This window comes from Bartonella sp. AC62GZZY (assembly GCF_042196525.1).
Taxonomy (GTDB): domain Bacteria; phylum Pseudomonadota; class Alphaproteobacteria; order Rhizobiales; family Rhizobiaceae; genus Bartonella.
Genome location: NZ_JBHIQN010000010.1, coordinates 16,549 through 35,363 on the forward strand (window position 1 = coordinate 16,549; position 18,815 = coordinate 35,363).

Genomic DNA, 18,815 nt, shown 5'->3' on the forward strand with positions numbered 1-18,815 from the left:
GACAACCTCAGACAACCTCAGACAACCTCAGACAACCTCAGACAACCTCAGACAACCTCAGACAACCTCAGACAACCTCAGACAACCATATGAAAGGCTTTAAAAAAAATTTCCTCATCGAAAATTTTTACAAGGTATTTTTTTAGATTATACTCTATTTTCCACCTAAAATGTTGACTTTATCACCTGATAATCAAAGAAAAATGTTTGATCACCTTGCATGCTGTATCAACCTTTCCCAAAATGACAACGCCCACACCGGTCTTTAAATCCGGTCTTTAAATAATGCCAATCAATAAACAATGGTTTGTAAACAATCTGGCTTCTTATCTAACAGATTTAACTTGGCTTCCCCCTTCAAATGCCTCTTTGTAATGTATCCCTATTTAGAGTAACTCTACAAAAAAAACACTGCTTTAGGAATACTCACAGACGAAAAACACCCTATGCATAAAATTTTAACCACATCTCAAACAATGGTATTTTACAACACAACGGAACAAACTATTGTCTTACAGATTTTCTCGTATCACTCTCATCCTGTTTCAAGAAGTTTCCTGATAAGCACAAAATGCCATCTCAGAGAGTTCAATGCCTCACCATACGTTACAACGCATCACCAACCTGCTGCTTCTAGCCAACAGTACACCCATTTTGAAAGCAAAGAGGAGCCTTTTTTCCTACATGCTTTGCCAAAAAAGGGAGTGCTTCATTTTGCCTTTTCTCACTTTAAATAAACATATCCGTTGACCTCTTCCCACCACCCTCAAAGGACAAAGGTTTTAGCCCCACATCGGTTTGTAAACAATCCAACTCCTCTGAAGGAGCTCCATATCTGCTCATTATTTATATGATTCACTTGCATAATACTTAACCAAGCAAATCCTCCCCAGAACAGTTGCTAATGTATTAAATACTTTAAGCTATCTTACTGATATCACCACCTTCAATAATAGTGTTTTAATGACGGTACTTTACGCTATAATAGGATAAAATTATCTAGGGGCTTTTTGTCATCGCACAGCAGCGGTTTAAACCCAGCACTTGAAACAATGGATCACGATACCACAAGAGAGAGGCATTTGGGATAAAATCTTTATTCCTCAGCAAAAAACGCCATGAATAAAGAAATTTTTTTTGTTCTTTCCCTACCTTTAATAATCACTGTCTTGATCCTCTAAAGAACAATAGATAAACTCACCTTTAGGCATCCAACAAAGGCAGCACAAAAAATAAAAGAATAAAGAGAGTTGAGTTTTTTTTCTAAAGCGCCTCAAAACTTTCTGCACAATATATTCTATAAGACTTTTTTCATAACAAACATTTTGCAAGCATTTTTATCTTTCTCTCACACAGCTTTCATTCTCAGGCTTTGACAGCATAAACCACCGCCACATTGACAGGACGTGTTTCATCTCCCCCTGTTTTTTGCAACAAGACCTTATGTTCATGCTCTCCCGCAGGACCTGTCAACAAATTTTTATTGTAAATTTGAGCCAGATTTCTATAATATTCACCGTGATTCATATCCCAAACTACCTTTTCAATCATGGGGTAACTATGCTGGTGGTTACCTGTTGAATCTGTTTTTCCTTCATGGGTATGAGATTTAAAAGACTCTTCTTGTCGACTTCCCAAGCGACGTCCTTTATCAATTGCTTTTCCACTATCGAGCCCCCGTAAAAACATTCCACGCAAATCGGGAACATTGAATGTTGTTCTCCCATCTCCTTTTCCCCATGTTTCTCCCAAAACAGCAAAGAGATTAGCATAGTTCCTTCGCGAATATTCTTTACCATCACAGAGTAACCATCCAGAGGGTATTTTTTCTGTAGCAAAAGTCCCAATAAATCCAGAAGAAAAAGTTTCAGGCAAAGGAGGAAAGGGAGGGATTTCAGGAAGTTTTATAGTAGGATTGGTTAAAAACCAGCCATCAGCATTTTTTCCGGCAATATCATGCGTATAGACGACTTCATAAAGCCCCCCCTTTTGAATTTCCTCCCCTTTTAAAGGCATGATACCCTCTGGCGTTGCCATATAAGTTGGTCTTGGAAGTAATTGATTCAAAGAAATATTTGTCTTTCCTCTATTGACGCCTTGTGCTTTAAAGCGCACAACAATGCCATCCATATAAGTCTCAAAAAAAGACTTTGTTGCCAAACGAAGTGATGTCCTCTCGTTTTCCACATCGACAGTAAACTGTGTTTCAATCCCGCCCCCATTATCCAACAAATATTCTTTGATGCGTTGCATCATAGCGCGAGCACTATCATTGACTGTGCTTGGCGGTTGCCCTTCTGCCCAGTTTATACTTTCATCGGCATAAGCATTTTCTGATGCAACAATTGACCAATCATAAATCGAACTCATAGAAGATACTCTTTTTTCAAAAAGGGAAAACGAGCAAAAAATGAAGAAAAGAAAGCCGCAACTTTATTTTTAGATGCCGGTATTTTTTCCATTTTCACTTTTTCCATTTTCAAACCTATTTTGTCATAATCAACATGCAATAACTTTGTTTTTGCATTGACATAAACAGCTTCAGGCTTCACACGCAACACATCTTGCGCCATAACGCCCTGATAACGTTGTGGATTTCCTTTATAATTAAAGGTATAAAGTGGATATCCCTTTTTCTGCCCCACAGGGATAATATTTTCTTTTGCTCTCACATCACAAAGCCCTAAAATTCCTCCGACCAATCCAAGCACTTGCTGCGCATCACGCAACGGATCTTTTGTCACAGAAGGTATTGTTGTAGATTTTCCTGAAGTTGTTCCGTAATTTCCAGCGGCCTGTGTTCCTACCTGTAACAAGCGTTCTAAGCGATTCCAATCTTGATTATCTTTTTCTGACCATTTTTGGCGCTCCGCATCTAAGACATTTTGACGATTCATATCTTGAATCATTCCTCCTTTCAAAGCATTGCTTTGCGCATTACTCTGTCCTTGATAATAGCTATTTGCTGCATTAACCTGATCCTGCTGAGAGCGATCAATCATCTGGTTCGCGTTCATCATATTATTAATATCTTGATTATACTGCTGTACCGCAGCATTTGTTGCCAAGGCGCCTAACTCATCGGCCAGCACACCAGTATGAGCGCCAGAACCATAACGTCCTGCCCCAGACATAGATTGATTAATCGCATCAGAAGTTTTATTCAAAGCATTTTGCAATGCAGTATTAAATTTACTATTGCTTCCAATCCAGCTTCCCTTAGCCATACCGGAAAGATTTGTAGCGCTGTTGGTTGGTGCATTCAACCATTGCGTTACCGTTGGATTATTGTAGAGCCCTGCTGCTTGTTGTAAACCGGTCAGCGCATTTTTTGTCATATCGCTAAGACCGGCAACTCTCTCTCCCTGATAAACGTTTCCACCAATTCCTTTATTATAAAGTCCAAGCGCGTTAGCACTGGCTTGTTTAAGAATATCAGCGGCCCAAGCGGGTGGTGCATTTGTTTGTGTTGTTGTCTGTACTTGAGGTGTTTTTTTTCTACTCATGAACCCAGAACCTTTCTATATTGAATAAGATTACGAGAATATCCGTGATGAGCGAGCTTTTTCGCCCATCCAGTTCTTCCAAACATGTGCATTTCGTCCGCATTGATTGTTCGCGCCCATTTTTCGACTTCATCAATCAACTTGACCAATTTCAGCCCTCCCTCTCCCGCAAGATCTGAGAGAACGACGCATTTTTTTCCCGTATGGGTTATTTCAACTTTGGTAATTGCAAAAGCACTAAATTGGATTTTATTTTTTAAGACCAGCCACAATTGTGCTTGTCCTGTAGCGATTTCTTCAGCAATTTTTTCCAGACAAACATCATCCGGAAAGCGCTGCGCATATTTTTTCAATGCAGCATTGAGTGCCTCTTGATAGGGAGCTATTTTTTCCCATGGCCACTGCTCTGTCAGATGAGCAGAATATAAATCTTGACTCTCAAGCATCATAATTTGGGCTCTTTTAGCTTTGTCACCCCCTCTTTGAGCAATACGCATCCCCATGCATACTTCACGCATTCGTGCTTACCGCACAACTTTCAAAAAGAAGAAGAGAGACACCACAACAAAAAATAATCCCCCATCATCCCTTGTAACAAGAAATAGGGAATACGCCATTCCTACTTTATAGAAACCATGGTGCAGCCTATTTTTCCTTTATTGCAGAAAAGCATGAAACATAACGCACCACATTGTTCTTCATACTATAAAGACACGGCTTATCGCATTGTGCCTTTGTTTATAAAGGCTTGGGAAGCCTATGGGGCATTTGTTCTTTAATAATAGAGGCTTTGAACCTATCGCATGGTATTATAAAAGGGCATGCCTATTGCATGGTATTATAAAAGGGCATGCCTATCGCATGCCGGCAGACGTCAATTCCACATCAAATCCGGTGACATGAGTCCAATTCACCCCTTCAGGAATACGCAATTTAAAGCGATAAAACCGTGCCCTTGCGCGACAATGAATTTGTCCAGTATTATAAGAGGGTTGTTTTTCTGGCAACCAAACAGTTTCCTCTTCAAGAGATTGTCGAAAGCGCATTCCCACAGATAAATAAAACTTTCCACTATTGACCTGAGGCATAATATTTTTCACGCGTGTTATCATGCCATTTGTCTGTCCCATTTCTTGTGATATCACCACACAAGCCATAGGACACCCAGAAAACGACCCCAGTCTGCCCTGTTGATCAAATGCCCCCAGCATAGGTGATTCATTTCTCCACACTTTACTATCAAGAGAAAAGGACAAATCGTCAATATTCTTAGTCACAAAATCAAGACCTTCTAGAGTTGTTCCGGCTAAGAAAATAGGCAATATCATTTTGATATCGACGAGAGCTTTTGTCCATTTTTGCAATCCCCAATCATAAATGAGCAAGATCCGTTTATGAATGTTCTCATCAGAATCAACCATCCAATAAACACGATTGTACACCCCATCGATAGCAGCAGACAGAGTGTACAGATTATCCTTCCTTGATTTTGCTGTCATCGTTCGATCCACTTTTTCGAACCCAATAGGGATAATCTGTCCCTCATTTGTTATTTGATAAAAACCGCCCTCATCGGCAAAGAATGCTAAATCGCCCCGACAAACGATTGATTCAGCATTTTTAGCGCCTCGTTTATCGTGGATTTTTTGGAAACTAAAAATAATCTTTGATCCAGGGATAAAAGAACCGGCATAGATTGCAGAACGCATAAAGATAATTGGATTTGTTGTCTCGGTTGCCCCTTGGACGAATCCGCCATCAGGAAAATCTTGATAATCACAACTTTTTTTCCCCACGGTCCAAAATTCAGCATCATTCAATCCAGACCAATGAACCCGTCTTGGATTTTCGGTTAATTTCATCAAACAAACGAAATCTCCCCAGATTCGAACAATCCCCGCTTGTGGCGGATTACCTCCTAAATTTCTAAATGTTTTATCATGGTTAATATCGATCACTTGTGGTCTATCATTGGCATTAACAGCAATGATCAAATCACCAAACAAAGCAAAAGACCACGGAGCATCGATATTAGCAAGATAAGATTTTCCTTTTTGGCTAATATCCCTCCACTTCATTGTTGTATTATCAAGCAAGTAGATTTTTTCTCTTGTCCCAGCAATAATAGAAACCCCATTTTTTGTTTTAACCGCAAGAGCACCTAAAATTGGCTCCGGACAAGGCTCTGATAAAGGTTCAAAACTTGGCATAGGAATATAGGAGCCATCAGCTGGAAGCACATTAACAAGTTCATCAGTAAAAATTCCATTGATATCCGCCACATCGGGTCGATAATCAGCGATTGGGAAAAAAGCCATCAAGACCCCCATAAAATCTTTGAAGAGCCCAGTGCCATTCAAGACACCAAGGCTTATTAATAATAAAAAAAACTACAAAAGCCCTTAGAACAAAACTCTAAAGGCATAAAATTTAAGAAAATAAACAACCTTAGGTTGTTTAATGCATCAAAAAAACGATACCATCAATAATAGCCACCCCAACGCCATCCACCAGCGCCAAACCAAAATCAACTGCCCGCAATCACCCACAATGACGGGGGGAAAAAGCCATTAAGGCCCCCATAAAATCTTTGAAGAGCCCAGTGCCATTCAAGACACCAAGGCTTATTGATAAAAACTATAAAAGCCCTTAGAACAAAACTCTAAAGGCATAAAATGCAAGAAAATAAACAACCTCAAGTTGTTTAATTCATCGAGCAAAATGTGACCATAAAGAATGGTGGAGCCCAACGCCATCCACCAGCGCCTAACCAAAACCAACCGTCGTCACCAATCCCCATGATTGGGAAAGAGCCTTAAAACCCTTCATAAAATCTCTAAAAGAGCCCAGTGCCATTCAAAACACCAAGGCTTATTGATAAAACTAACCATAAAAGCCCTTAGAACAAAACTCTAAGGACATAAAGTACCATAATACACAACCTCAGGCTGTCTCATTTATCGAGCAAAATGTGACCATAAAGAATGGTGGAGCCCAACGCCAAACACCAGCGCTTCACCATCAACACCCAACGCGCATCCAACCATAAAGGACAAACCAACCTTCAACGCCCGCCATAAACGATTTCGAAAAAAGCCTTTTAAAAACGCATTGGACGAATTTTTGAAGAACCTTTTCGACGCGATGTTTCAATACGCAAAGCTTGAAGCTGTTCTTGAAAATCTCTGAAAGAAACGGCGGCATATTCAGGATCTTTAAGGATATTTTTATACAATTCATATTTTGCCCGCGCTTTAATAAGATCAAAAGCATGAAGCAACCAAGGATTATCATCTTCTCTCAGCTGTTCATCCGCAATATGAATAGGAGCATACGAGAGCTTTACGGTTTCCACATGTTCTGGTGTTGGAAAGAGACCTATTTTTTGATCAAGGTACGTATAAAAGAATGACGTTCCTAACGCAGGATGCATACCATATTGTTGATGCAACACTTCCAAGGGCTTAAAGAACAATTTTGTTGGTGTTTCATCGTTTGTTGCTAAAAAGACGCTCTCTAAAACCTTTTCTGATTCAATAAAAACCCCCTCTTCTTGCCCATACCATGTTTTACCACTTTGTGTTTTAAACGTCCTTTCTCTTTTTTCATTAAAGAAAAAGGGTTCGCGTTCACACAAACGCAAAGCCGTAAAAATTGAATCTTGAATTTGCAGGGAATATTCCGCTGTTGTATCGTCAATTTCATCTTGAATAAGCGCGACCATATAAGCAAAAGTTTTAGAATGGTCTGAATGTGTAAGGTTTAGATTTTGGGGATCAGTGAATAAAGTGGTCATAAGCCTGTCCTTGTTTCTGGAAGCATTTTAAATTTTTCCCCCAACAGATCCCTCTTGTTGGGGGAAGAGAGCAAACATTCGCTTTAAGCGGGCGCTCCATAAGTTGGGATGACGATAGTGCCAAAATCCTGAGCCCCTTGCGTACTTCCTGGCAAGGTAAAGCAAGTTTTTTTCATACCGATAATGGTTTTTGCCGCGACCCCGAATTCTCTTTCATAGTCGAAGAGTTCTTCCACCAATTTATAGCGTGTTGCTCCTCGATCTTTACCAAAAGCAATCACAGCACTCTGCGCACCAAGCAGAACAGCCCGCCGCACATTTGGTACAGCTTTATTTGCCGTCCCAGATTCAACCCCTTCGGTAATATGTTCAGCTTCGCGTAAAACCACACCATTATACATGCCCAAAGACCCATCATAGAGCGGATTTTTGATACGACTTCCACTATAGATTGCCTTAGTAATGTCGAGCCATTGCCCCGCATCTGTATTGGTTCGCAATTGCGTCACTTGGGTTGGGTGCAGATACAGCACATAGACATTTTCGCCATCAATCCGCACAGGTCTAATTTTAGGATTTGCCAATTTAGCCCGTTCGACAGCTTTATCAATGAGCTTAAGATCAAAAACATCGCCTTCTTTTAAGTCCTCATCTTTTGCTTTATCGTTAGGACGTACCACGCGTTTATTGGTTGGTGCCGTTGGCGCATTAAACCCATAATGGACAGGTTTAAGAGTAATCGTACGTCCCTCAAAGTTAATAGCTTTTGCGGTATAACCACACACTTGAATGAAGAACATCATACTCAGACGATCTGCATACCAATCAACCAAACCATTTTTTGCCTCGGTGCGCAAATCATGGAGAATTCGTTGCTGATCAATTGTTCCCTCATTTTTGACACGCACAGCATGAACGAGTTCATTAATTGCCAAGCGATCATTGAGAAACTGTAAAGCTTCTTCATTGCCTTCCAATGTCTGCCCTTCACTCACCCCATCGCCTAGCAACTGCACACGCAAATTAAAGCTAATGGCATCCCCACTTGCTTTCGTGGTTTCATCCTTTAATTGTACGATACTGTTTGAATCATTTCCAATCAACGGTGCAATTGGAAGTGCTTTTGAGACTTCTTGGTTTAATAATTTAGACCATGTGCGCACTGCCATTGGGTCATTAAGTCCGATATAAGTTACAGTCATTTTGTCCTCTAAAAGTTTTATTGACATAAAAAACCCGGCAAAGCGCCGGTTGTTAAAACACCACATTTTATTTCAAATGGTGAATAGTTTGTTCGTGAGTTTTATCTAATTTCTGTTAGCGTCTGCCTCCTCCTTATAAGAGCTCTCCTCACCGCATCCGTGCTTTGAGAAATCCCCACTCCCCCCGCCCCTGTTCCCTCAAAAAACGCCTGCCACCTTCACGCCCCAAAAGCCGCTCCACGTTCCCGCAAAAGACCCTGCCACATTTTTGTTTTTAAAATTCTCTTCCCCCCATTAAACGATTAAAAGCAGCTTTATTTTTAGGATCAGCAACCCAAGCGCTAAATTCTGCTTCTGACATTTTATCAAGCATATCCAAAGAAATTGGCCCATTTGGCGTTAAACCGTTATAAGCAGCAAGAGTACGCGCAGAATTGTGTCTTTCCTGTAAATTTTCATCCATGTTATTGGGAACATTTGTGTAGCCAATTTTTTGTGCAATCGTGTAAATCACTTCAGCAGGGTTTTGATTTTTTTGCGCACAATCGCGCAAGATCTGCTTCAACTCATCACCAATTATCGCATCAATATTTTGGGGATCTGCCATCTCAGGATAGAGCGAAGCACAAGCAGCCAACTGTTTAGCCCGCGTTTCATAAATAAAATCGGCGGCTTGATCAAAATCATGATGTTTTTGTTTAACACTGGCAACAGACTGTTGATAGAATGCGTGCAACTGTTCTGCTTCACAAACAGTCGGTTTATCTTGGGGTTTTTCATGTAAAAGCCCTTGTTTTTGGAGTGTTTTTCCCAACCATTGCATATAGCCCATAAAGTCTTTTTGTGGATCTGGTGGAACATCTTCTCCTCCTTGAACCTCTTTTTCTACCTTTTGCGAAGAGGACTGTTTTTGATGCGTTTGCCCTTGGAAATTATCTTCGAGAGTTTTTTCTTCTCTTGCAATTTCACCATCTTCTCCCTCTTGTGTTGAGACCAGAAAATCTTGTTTTAATTGGTTTTGTTCTGCCGGCGTTAAGTGTTCTTGGTCCATGACATTAGCCTTTTCTTTTTTTTAACAATAAAATTAAATTTTTCAGATAAAACAGCCTGTGAGCATTTATTCCCTCAATGCTCTCCCATCACTTGGGCTCCACCATTCCCCACCATATTCACCCCACATAACGGCAAGACTCCCTCTCCACCCTGTTTTCCCCAACAGGGATAGTTCCATAAAACAGCTCTTCGAAGATAAAGGAAGACGACATTATGCTATGGAAATTGTATCGATAAGCAATTTCTGGTAGATGGAATTTATCAGAAGTCGCGCATGACAAAGCGTCCTATTGTTGAGCCTTTACTGTCTGCAACATCTGCATTATCTGCTCTGTTCCCACATTACCCCCCATCTGTGCTGAGGCATTTTGCTCTTCTTGGAGAGCGTTTTGCGCCTTTATAGCGATTTTATGAATGAGTGAAGCGGGTAAAGGCGAATAGCGTAAAAGATCGAGCATAATCTCTGGCGTTGCAAAATTTTGCATCAAAGGAAGCAATTGCATGATCAATGCAAAAGTACGCTCTTTTTCATTAAGACTTGTTGGCGCATCATCCACGACAATATCATATTCCAAACTTGTCACCATTTCGCGTGTCAGTGGAACATATTGAGCATTTTCATCCCCGGCAATACGGACCAACCGCCCATCGGAGAGATAATTTTGAATAAGATAGAGAATAATTTTTCCCTGTCGTTGCCGATATCGACGCAACCCATCAAAAAAGGAAGCCAAAAGATTAAGTGACGATTGTCGCCGTTGTTGTTCAAGAATGCCAGGCTGATTGACAGCTCGCGTCCCAATAAATTCAGAAGACAATCCCGTCACCTGTTCGAGAGCACTCTTTGCTTCATTAAACAATTGAAAAAAACCTTGCGGAAATTGCGCCACGGGTTTAGGCTGGATTCTTCCGCCAGAGACAGCCCCACTTTTCAACCAAGTAATACTATCGGCTCTAGCCCAACTCTCGACGGCTTGTCGATCATCATCAAAAGCATCGCGTTCTGCCATAATGCCGCCTTTTGATTGGCTATTGAGCAAATGCATTACTTGACTAAAATATTTGTTTGCCCACCGTTGCGGATCTTTTGTTGGCTTAACAATTCCGTAAAACTGTCGGCTTAACTTATCAAAAGTACCGGTAATACACTCCCATCCCAATTGATTGGGTGGAACCAAGGGCTTATCAGGCGCTTCGAGCAGCTTTCTGCCCAAAAATGCCCGTTTGACAATTTTTTTGGTCAACTTTGTTGCTTGAATATGAGGAAAGGTTTTGCTTAAATTTTGGAAATCCTGCTCTGAATAATCGATAAATTTTCCACTTTGCGGCTCAAGGACTTTATAAACCACCTCGCGTTCAAACCAGCGACATTCTGCCAATGTCACCATTTTAGGACGTTGATAACAGCTTGTCTCTTCTCCCTCTACCTGATAACTTTGTGTTATCCCATTGCTGGTTGGCTGTAAAAAGCTCTGATGTTTCACCCAATCAGCATGAAGATCGCTCCAATGAACATTGGGAAACATTTCCTGCGCTACGGCAAGAGGTTTTTCATCAATATACCATAAGCGTTGAGCATCAATGAGATTAGACTTAACAGCACTTGCATCCCACACCATTTTCATAGGGTCCAGCCGCGCAATGATTGGTTTTCCTTGTGGATCTTGTTCATAATCAAGGCGTGTATCTGTCCAGCCCATGCCGCAAATAATTGCATCTTGAAAGGCATCGGAATCTTCGTATTCGCCGTCGGCTTCATCGCGAAACCATTCGGCTGCTCCTGTTAGAATCTGATTAGCAAAAGCTGCACCTTCTTGTCGTGGAATAAATTGGACTTGTCTTTTATTATTGCGCTCAGCACCGATCACAGCATTAATTAAAGGTGCAATACGGTTAAAAGTCATCACCGGTCTGTTTTGTTCGTGCAAGACGGCAAGGTCTTGCTCATTCCATTGCCGCCCATTATAAAAATCGTAATCTTCTTGGGCATTTTTTCGCCATTTTTCGACATGGGTAATATCATCCTGATACCAACCCACGAGTTTTTTAAAGAGAGCTTGATTTTCAAGCGTTTCGATTTGATCAAAAGAAGAATTTGTAGACATATTCATTAAAAAGCCATCCATGAAGTTTGAGAATGGTGAGAAGAGCGATAAGTTTTTTTTCGCACTCTAGCATTTGGTTGTTCATAAGCCACGCACATCAGTCCAAAGGCATCGGCCCCATGGCTAGCCCAATCATGTTCAGCCCCTAGACCGATATTGCGCTGTTCATCACGCTTTTCATGATACCAGGCGAGCGCTTTTCTCCCCGCAGATGTTGTTTCACGATTAAACCATAGTGCAGGAAACAACCGCCTTACGGCTTCGATACGCATTTTAACAGCGCCTGTTCCTTGATTAGGAATTATTTTGGTTTGAAAACCAGCTTGTTGAAGAGCACTTTCAAAACTCACATTATAGACACGATCTTTTGTTGCGCCATCATGAGGCAAGACCATAAGAGCCTTATCATATCCCTTTTGAAAGACCCACCCCACATGCTCTGAGAGGGGTTGTCCTTGGGCTTCATAATAATCGAGCACTCGGATTTCCCGTCCAACAAACTGCGCCACCCACAATGCGGTAGCATCGGCCTTTGCGCCTGTTCCCCCAATATCCCAAAAGATTCTCACCTGCATCAAAGGGTCCCGTGGAACAGTGGTAATCCGCCCTTCCATCTCGGCTTCGAGCAGACATTTCTGATAATAAGCGCCTTGCACAGCTTGGAGATATTCTCCTTCCCAAATATGGTTATACTGCTCTGGTCTTTGCTGTAAATCGTCCATTCGATCACGATTGAGTTTTTCAGGAAATTGCGGATTATCGCGCCAATTGATCTCCACCCCTTTGATATGAGGATTATCGACATTTCGGAAACGTTTTTCCACGGGTGCATTTTCATGGCATGGGTTCCATGTCACCCATAATTCTGCATTCCAATCTTTTCCTTCTTCGCGCAAAGTTGGAATAAGTGTTTGCCAAGCAGTTTCTGTCACGGGCTCCGCCTCATCCACCCAACAAAGGAAAACGCGCCCCATTGATTTAATGCTTGCGATATTGCGATCAAGTCCAGCAAACACATAGACAACCCGTCCATCTTTTGACTTAATATATTTATCGCCGATTTCATAATAGTCTTGTAAAAAAGAATAAGCTTCGATAGCGCGTTTAATTTCTTCCAACGAACTTTCATTAAGAGAATTTTGAAATTGCCGTGCACAAAGGATAATACCGCGTTCTCCAGCCATTCCATGGCGATATCCCACCACGGCCGACATCAAAGCAAAAGAACGTGTTTTTCCAGAACCGCGTCCTCCCCAAGCGGCTCGCACATCGGCATTTCCAGTAAAAACAGGAATAAGCTTTGGAATAAGAGCTACTTGAGCCGTTTTCTGCTCCATTTTTTGAGAAATTTTCTGAACCGTTGTCATTATAAATTTTCATACTTTAGCAATAATTGCGCTGCACCCTTTTGCTTATCCCAAGTTTCATTATCCCAGAGCAATTGAACAAAAAGAGCAATTGAACGAAAAACGCCCTTCTCAAAAGCAGCGCTTTATCTTTTTTTCATCGCACATGTTCAATAAATTTCACTTTTTTACATGAGATCCCCTTGACTCCACCTATATGCCCCAACGTCCTTATCCCCCCAAAGATCATTATCTCCCCAAAGGTCCCTATTTCCCCATCACACCCCTCAAACACCGCGCCTGTCATCCCCCAACCACAAGCACAGTATCCCCCCAAATCATAGCCTCAGCACACGCTCTCAGGCATATCCAAAGCCCAACATCCTCCAAGACCATGCCTCTCAAGCATCACCAATCCTCACACTTTATCCCCCAAGATACCCCACCAAAACACATGCATCCCGCAAGCATAACACTTCTCTCAAGTTTCATGCCTCTCACCCATCAAAACACTGTTCCATATCCACCACACAAATACCCTGCACCAAACCCTCCAGCACACGGGCCCTTACGGCATCATTTACCAAAGCCCCTTCCCAGTATCACGAGCGCCTACAAGCACGATAGCCTCCGCTTCAATCCCCTCAAGATAGGCAATCACTAAAGCATCCCCCTTCCAAGACATCACCCCACATCATCCACCTCAACCTAACATTTTTCAATATCACAAGCCTCAGTGACCAAAGGATCACACTTCTCCGGTTCAGTATTTTTGGGCTTCACTGGCACAATCTCAATACGCGAAACTGTTTTAACATCTCCCCCATTTCAATAACGAGAAAAGACCAAACCTTCACCAGAAATCCAAAACAGCAAATATCATCAAGCACTCCCCAACATCTTTCAGGTATCGCGCCCCTCACGCATCGCCATAAAAGCATCTTGCCCGCCCCCTTCACACAAACCACCCCAGACACCATATACCCCCAAAAAACACCATATGCACCGAAGTCTCCTCCAGTCCACGTCCTCATGCATCCCCCACCAAAGCCCCTTCCCAGTATCACGAGCGCCTACAAGCGCGATAGCCTCCGCTTCAATCCCCTCAAGATAGGCAATCACTAAAGCATCCCCCTTCCAAGACATCACCCCACATCATCCACCTCAACCTAACATTTTTCAATATCACAAGCCTCAGTGACCAAAGGATCACACTTCTCCGGTTCAGTATTTTTGGGCTTCACTGGCACAATCTCAATACGCGAAACTGTTTTAACATCTCCCCCATTTCAATAACGAGAAAAGACCAAACCTTCACCAGAAATCCAAAACAGCAAATATCATCAAGCACTCCCCAACATCTTTCAGGTATCGCGCCCCTCACACATCGCCATAAAAGCATCTTGCCCTCGCCGCTTCACACAGACCACCCCAGACACCATATACCCCAAAAAACACCATATGCACCGAAGTCTCCTCCAGTCCACGCCCTCGCGCATCCCCCACCAAAGCCCAACAACTTCACAGCTCACACGCCTAAAGCACTCAGCCCCTCACCGCAATTTCAATCATAAGCTTTCAGGCAAACACCTAGCATCCCCGTTCAAAGACTATATCCCTTAAACATCATGTGCCCAACCCAATATTTTCTCGTAGCTTCAAACCTCAGTAACCAAAGGATCAGGCTTCTTCGGTTCAGTATTTTTGGGCTTCACTGGCACAATCTCAATACGCGAAACTGTTTTAACATCTCCCCCTGCTTCTCCCGTAACCTGAAGAGGCAAGACTTTTGCCAGCAGCGAAAAAAAAGGAACAGGATTATTCAACGCATGATATTGAAGATAAGACACCAGCCCATCCTCACCATAGTGATATCCAGCCTGCTCAGCGGCTGTCAAAAGAGCTTCATTAAATCGCTTTGTTGTTTTATTCAAAGTTGTTTTTTTACGCCCTTTTCGACGTAAGGGAAGACAATGTTCATCTACCATCATCATGTTCCTTCCAACTAAAGAAAAACCAATACTTCAAACACAAAAAATGACATGAAAATCAGCAACAAAATTTAACAAGCCATCAACAATAAAAAATGAGACCACACCCTAAAAGACAAGAACCCACATAAAGCCCAAATCCTCCGCATAATTTTACAGATACACGTTTTTACGCTTTTCCATCTTTACAGAAAAAAACCAAATGAAACGCCCACATCACCACCCCACGCAGCTCTGTAAACACGGATTTGTCAACAACTCAGCTTCTCACTCTAACGGATTCCCCTGCTGATTATTTCATATGGCTATCTCACACTTCAAAGAATGGTGTTTCATCAAACACGCCAGATAAACTCTGATCTACAATTCGACTTCAAAAAGCAAATTTTCCTCTGCTAAATAAAGCTTCCACCCCGCACCGGTTTTAAACTATAATCCAACCTCTTACCCAATAAATTCCCCTACTAACATCAGATTACCGCCCCCAAACATCCCTATTTTACAGTATAACCGTACAGCAAACATTTTAATTGTTCTTGCCAATCTTCCGAAACTACTTTACTGATAGGCTTGTGTTTTTGATCGTCCACGCAACGGTCAAATAGGGAGTTGAAAACCCGAACGCTCGGTACATAAATTTATCCCGCTTTGCGGATATCCCGGAATTCCGGGAGTTTTTGCTATGTCCAAGTGCTTTTCAGCACTAAAAGCAAAAAGCTGATCCGAGTGTCAGTATTTTCAACCTCCCGGAATACTCATGCGAGGGCGCTCGCAACCGGAGGGGAGCTTGAAGTGCAAACTAAAAATTCACATTTCAATGATATTTCAATAGGCAAAAGAATCCGTCACAGACGCATTTCAATGGGGCTTTCTCAAAAGGAATTAGGAAGCCATTTAGGTGTCAGTTTCCAACAAATCCAGAAATACGAAAAAGGTTTAAATCGTGTAAGCGCGGGGTGTTTGCTCGAAATTGCTAAAAAACTAGAGGTTCCTATGAACTTTTTTTATGCGGACCTTTTAACAGCAGATATTCCCACAAAAGAACATGCCTTACACCACGATCAAGACACATACAGCGAAAAAGAATACGCCCTTTTGAAAAACTTTAGAGAACTCCAGCCGAAAAAACAAAAAGCAATCTTGTGGTTGATTTCTGATTAGACAAAAGCACACCCATCAACATCCCTCGCCAATATATCCAACATCCTTTAAATATAAGCTTCAGATCACGACACCTCAAAGAAGGCAATTTTATCAGACACGACAGATAAGCGCTGCCCTAAAATATTCCCTCACACACTTTTCTCCAGTCAACGCGATTTATACCCCTCTTCATCCCAGCTTTCCCCGCTCCATTCACAAACGCGTCCCCTAGTTCTCCATATTCCATGCCATGAAAAGCATACACAAAGCATAAATCCTTCACTTCAATTTTACAGATTCACGTTTTTACGCTTTTACATCTTTACAGAAAGCAGCCAAACAAAATTTTTCCCCCAGCATCTTACACTGCGTTGTTAAGAATCCGACATCTTGTAGCAGTTTCCTCCTACCAAGCACTTAGACAGATCAGCACACCATACCCCTCAAACAACGGATTCAACAAGCAAGCCTTTTCTGAATATTCTTACACCCATCCCTCTCCAACACAAAGAGCGAAAGCTCCTACAAATACCGATCAATTCCGCTTCGAAGCAAAGACCCCACCCAAAAGACAAAGCTTCACACACACACCAAAAAGCTTCTCCCACAGCGCCAATTTTCACATGCTTCATCCTAGCTTTCCACTTCATTTGCAGACTCGTTCCCCAGTCCTCTCACCCCATTCCATGCCAAGACAAAAGCATACAACACATAAATCCTTCACTTCAATTTTACGGATTCACGTTTTTACGCTTTTACATCTTTACAGAAAACAACCAAACGAAATTTCCAAACCAGCCCACCACTCAATAAACAAGAGTCTGTAAACAATTCAACTTTTATCGCGTATATTGCACTTGGAAAACACCCCTCACCACCCCTCAAAGGATACTGTTTCACCAGACACGGATAGATAACCTCTACCCTCAAATATCCAGACACTCTCACAAAAAGCACCGTATAAATTGATATGCTTGAAGATCCGTCGACGGCATATCCTTGCCTCTAATGCCCCCATCTCACCCTACCTCAAATGACAATATTTTACAGCATAAAGCATAAGGCATAAGGCATAAGGCATAAGAAGATAATGAGACAGTTTTTAAGATACAAAAAAATGCTCTCATTTTCCAAATCTTTTAATTGTTCTTGCCAATCTTTTGAAATTACTTTATCACTCAAAAAGTGCTTTGGTCGTCTACGCAGCGATCAATAGGGAGTTGAAGCCCGAAAACTCAAACATTAATTTACCCCACTTTGTGGGTATCCCGGAGTTCCGGGAGTTTTTGCTATGTCCAAGTGCATCTTCGCACTAAAAGCAAAAAGCTGATTTGAGTTCAGTGCTTTCAACCTCCCGGAATACCAATGCGAGGGCGCTCGCAACCGGCAGGGGGGTTTGAAGTGCAAACAAGAAATCCACATTTCAACGATATTTCGATAGGCAAAAGAATTCGTCATAGACGAATTTCAATGGGACTTTCTCAAAAAGAGTTAGGAAGCCAGTTAGGTGTCAGTTTCCAACAAATCCAAAAATATGAAAAAGGCTTCAATCGTGTAAGCGCGGGACGCTTACAAGAAATTGCCAACATCTTAAAAGTTCCCATTACCTTTTTTTATGCCGATATTGTCACAAAAGAAAATTCTCTACTCCACGATCAAGACACCTATAGCGAAAAAGAACACGCCCTTTTAAAAAACTTTAGAGAACTCAAACCGAAAAAACAAAAAGCAATCTTGTGGTTGATTTCTGATTAGACAAAAGCCCATCAATCGACATCCGTTGCCAATATTCCCCTCAGCCTAAAGCCTTGCCCGCCTGATACCACCAGATCTCAAAAAACGGTTCACGACACCGGTTTACGACATCATAGGATAACAAACTTCAAAATAGGATAACAAACACCAGAACCTTGGAAAAACATCCCCACCCCTCTCACAGAATCTTATCAAAAGATCTCATCTGATTTAAACGCACAATTCCGATTGTATCATTATGATACCTTTTTACATTTACCTTGTCAAGTTTTTATATTTTTCTTTTGATATTTTTGTGTTTTTCTTTAAGGGGAGCCACATCCCTCAAAACATCTTTCCTGCAAAATGCCCCTCATACAAAACACAATGTCTAAAACAACAAGAGCTAAAATAGGATTCCCCCTAAATAGGATTCCCCCTAAATAGGATTTCCCCTAAATGGGATTTCCCCTAAATGGGATTTCATTGTATTGCTCATTCATCCACTTATTAAAAAACACCTCTCAATTCTTCTCACACCCATTTCACGAATATCCCCCATAAAAATATAATTGTTAAGCTCCGCATAGAATATAAACGCCAACCACGATTTTTCTCTCTTCACATCTCTTTACACATCAGCTCTGCAATCTGTTCACAGCTATTCCCCACACACTCTTCTCCAGAAAACGCACTTCAACAACACTCTTCATCCCAACTTTCTCCTCCATTCACGAAGACACTTCCCCCAATCCTTCCCACCACACTCCATGCCATGATAAAAGCTCTCACAAAGCACAAATCCTCCGCTTCATTTTACAGATTCACATTTCTACGCTTTTACATCATTACAGAACGCAGCCAAAGGAAACTCCCAAACCACCACGCGATAATTTGATAAAAACAAAACACCTTTACAACAATCTCAAACAACAGATT

Annotated in this window: 14 protein-coding genes; 2 read left to right on the forward strand and 12 right to left on the reverse strand. The window is 41.7% G+C overall.

The genetic code is table 11. From position 1 onward, the window contains the following. Nucleotides 1-1,365 precede the first annotated feature (1,365 nt). The 11 genes from ACFIML_RS06720 to ACFIML_RS06770 form a co-directional block, all read right to left on the reverse strand. Complete coding sequence (locus ACFIML_RS06720) at nt 1,366-2,370, reverse strand: phage tail protein (protein WP_375609350.1); 1,005 nt, start codon at nt 2,368-2,370, stop codon at nt 1,366-1,368. Then, complete coding sequence (locus ACFIML_RS06725) at nt 2,367-3,506, reverse strand: tail fiber domain-containing protein (RefSeq protein ID WP_375609349.1); 1,140 nt, start codon at nt 3,504-3,506, stop codon at nt 2,367-2,369. The genes ACFIML_RS06720 and ACFIML_RS06725 overlap by 4 nt, the downstream gene beginning before the upstream one ends. Then, on the reverse strand, nt 3,503-3,955 hold the full coding sequence (locus ACFIML_RS06730; protein ID WP_375607088.1) for a hypothetical protein: 453 nt from the start codon (nt 3,953-3,955) through the stop codon (nt 3,503-3,505). Before ACFIML_RS06730 ends, ACFIML_RS06725 begins: the two co-directional genes overlap by 4 nt. Before the next feature lie 405 nt (nt 3,956-4,360). Further along, entirely contained in the window at nt 4,361-5,824 is a 1,464-nt protein-coding gene (locus ACFIML_RS06735; RefSeq protein ID WP_375607022.1) for a hypothetical protein, read from the reverse strand. Nucleotides 5,825-6,606: 782 nt separating this feature from the next. Then, nucleotides 6,607-7,302: a hypothetical protein gene (locus ACFIML_RS06740; protein ID WP_375687713.1), complete on the reverse strand. Its 696-nt coding sequence runs from the start codon at nt 7,300-7,302 to the stop codon at nt 6,607-6,609. A gap of 83 nt (nt 7,303-7,385) precedes the next feature. Then, nucleotides 7,386-8,504, reverse strand: a complete 1,119-nt coding sequence (locus ACFIML_RS06745; RefSeq protein WP_375607024.1) for a N4-gp56 family major capsid protein — start codon at nt 8,502-8,504, stop codon at nt 7,386-7,388. 274 nt (nt 8,505-8,778) lie between these two features. Beyond that, nucleotides 8,779-9,555, reverse strand: coding sequence for a hypothetical protein (locus ACFIML_RS06750; RefSeq protein ID WP_375609347.1), 777 nt, complete (start codon nt 9,553-9,555; stop codon nt 8,779-8,781). Nucleotides 9,556-9,844: 289 nt separating this feature from the next. Then, nucleotides 9,845-11,668 carry a portal protein gene (locus tag ACFIML_RS06755; RefSeq protein WP_375687715.1) on the reverse strand — a complete coding sequence of 608 codons (1,824 nt, stop codon included), beginning with the start codon at nt 11,666-11,668 and terminating at the stop codon, nt 9,845-9,847. Then, nucleotides 11,668-13,029: a PBSX family phage terminase large subunit gene (locus ACFIML_RS06760; RefSeq protein WP_375687717.1), complete on the reverse strand. Its 1,362-nt coding sequence runs from the start codon at nt 13,027-13,029 to the stop codon at nt 11,668-11,670. The genes ACFIML_RS06755 and ACFIML_RS06760 overlap by 1 nt, the downstream gene beginning before the upstream one ends. An 882-nt stretch (nt 13,030-13,911) precedes the next feature. After that, nucleotides 13,912-14,157, reverse strand: coding sequence for a hypothetical protein (locus ACFIML_RS06765; RefSeq protein WP_375687719.1), 246 nt, complete (start codon nt 14,155-14,157; stop codon nt 13,912-13,914). Nucleotides 14,158-14,666: 509 nt separating this feature from the next. Further along, nucleotides 14,667-14,996, reverse strand: a complete 330-nt coding sequence (locus tag ACFIML_RS06770; RefSeq protein ID WP_375686655.1) for a hypothetical protein — start codon at nt 14,994-14,996, stop codon at nt 14,667-14,669. Between the two features lie 795 nt (nt 14,997-15,791). Between ACFIML_RS06770 and ACFIML_RS06775 the strand changes: the two genes are divergently transcribed. Further along, a complete protein-coding gene (locus tag ACFIML_RS06775) occupies nt 15,792-16,160 on the forward strand; it encodes a helix-turn-helix domain-containing protein (protein ID WP_375687721.1) in 369 nt (122 codons plus the stop codon). A 425-nt stretch (nt 16,161-16,585) separates the two neighbouring features. Here ACFIML_RS06775 and ACFIML_RS06780 read toward each other — a convergent pair whose 3' ends face one another. Next, on the reverse strand, nt 16,586-16,774 hold the full coding sequence (locus ACFIML_RS06780; protein WP_375687723.1) for a hypothetical protein: 189 nt from the start codon (nt 16,772-16,774) through the stop codon (nt 16,586-16,588). Nucleotides 16,775-17,543: 769 nt separating this feature from the next. Here ACFIML_RS06780 and ACFIML_RS06785 point away from each other — a divergent pair. Then, nucleotides 17,544-17,897, forward strand: a complete 354-nt coding sequence (locus tag ACFIML_RS06785; RefSeq protein WP_375687739.1) for a helix-turn-helix domain-containing protein — start codon at nt 17,544-17,546, stop codon at nt 17,895-17,897. The last annotated feature ends 918 nt before the right edge of the window (nt 17,898-18,815 follow it).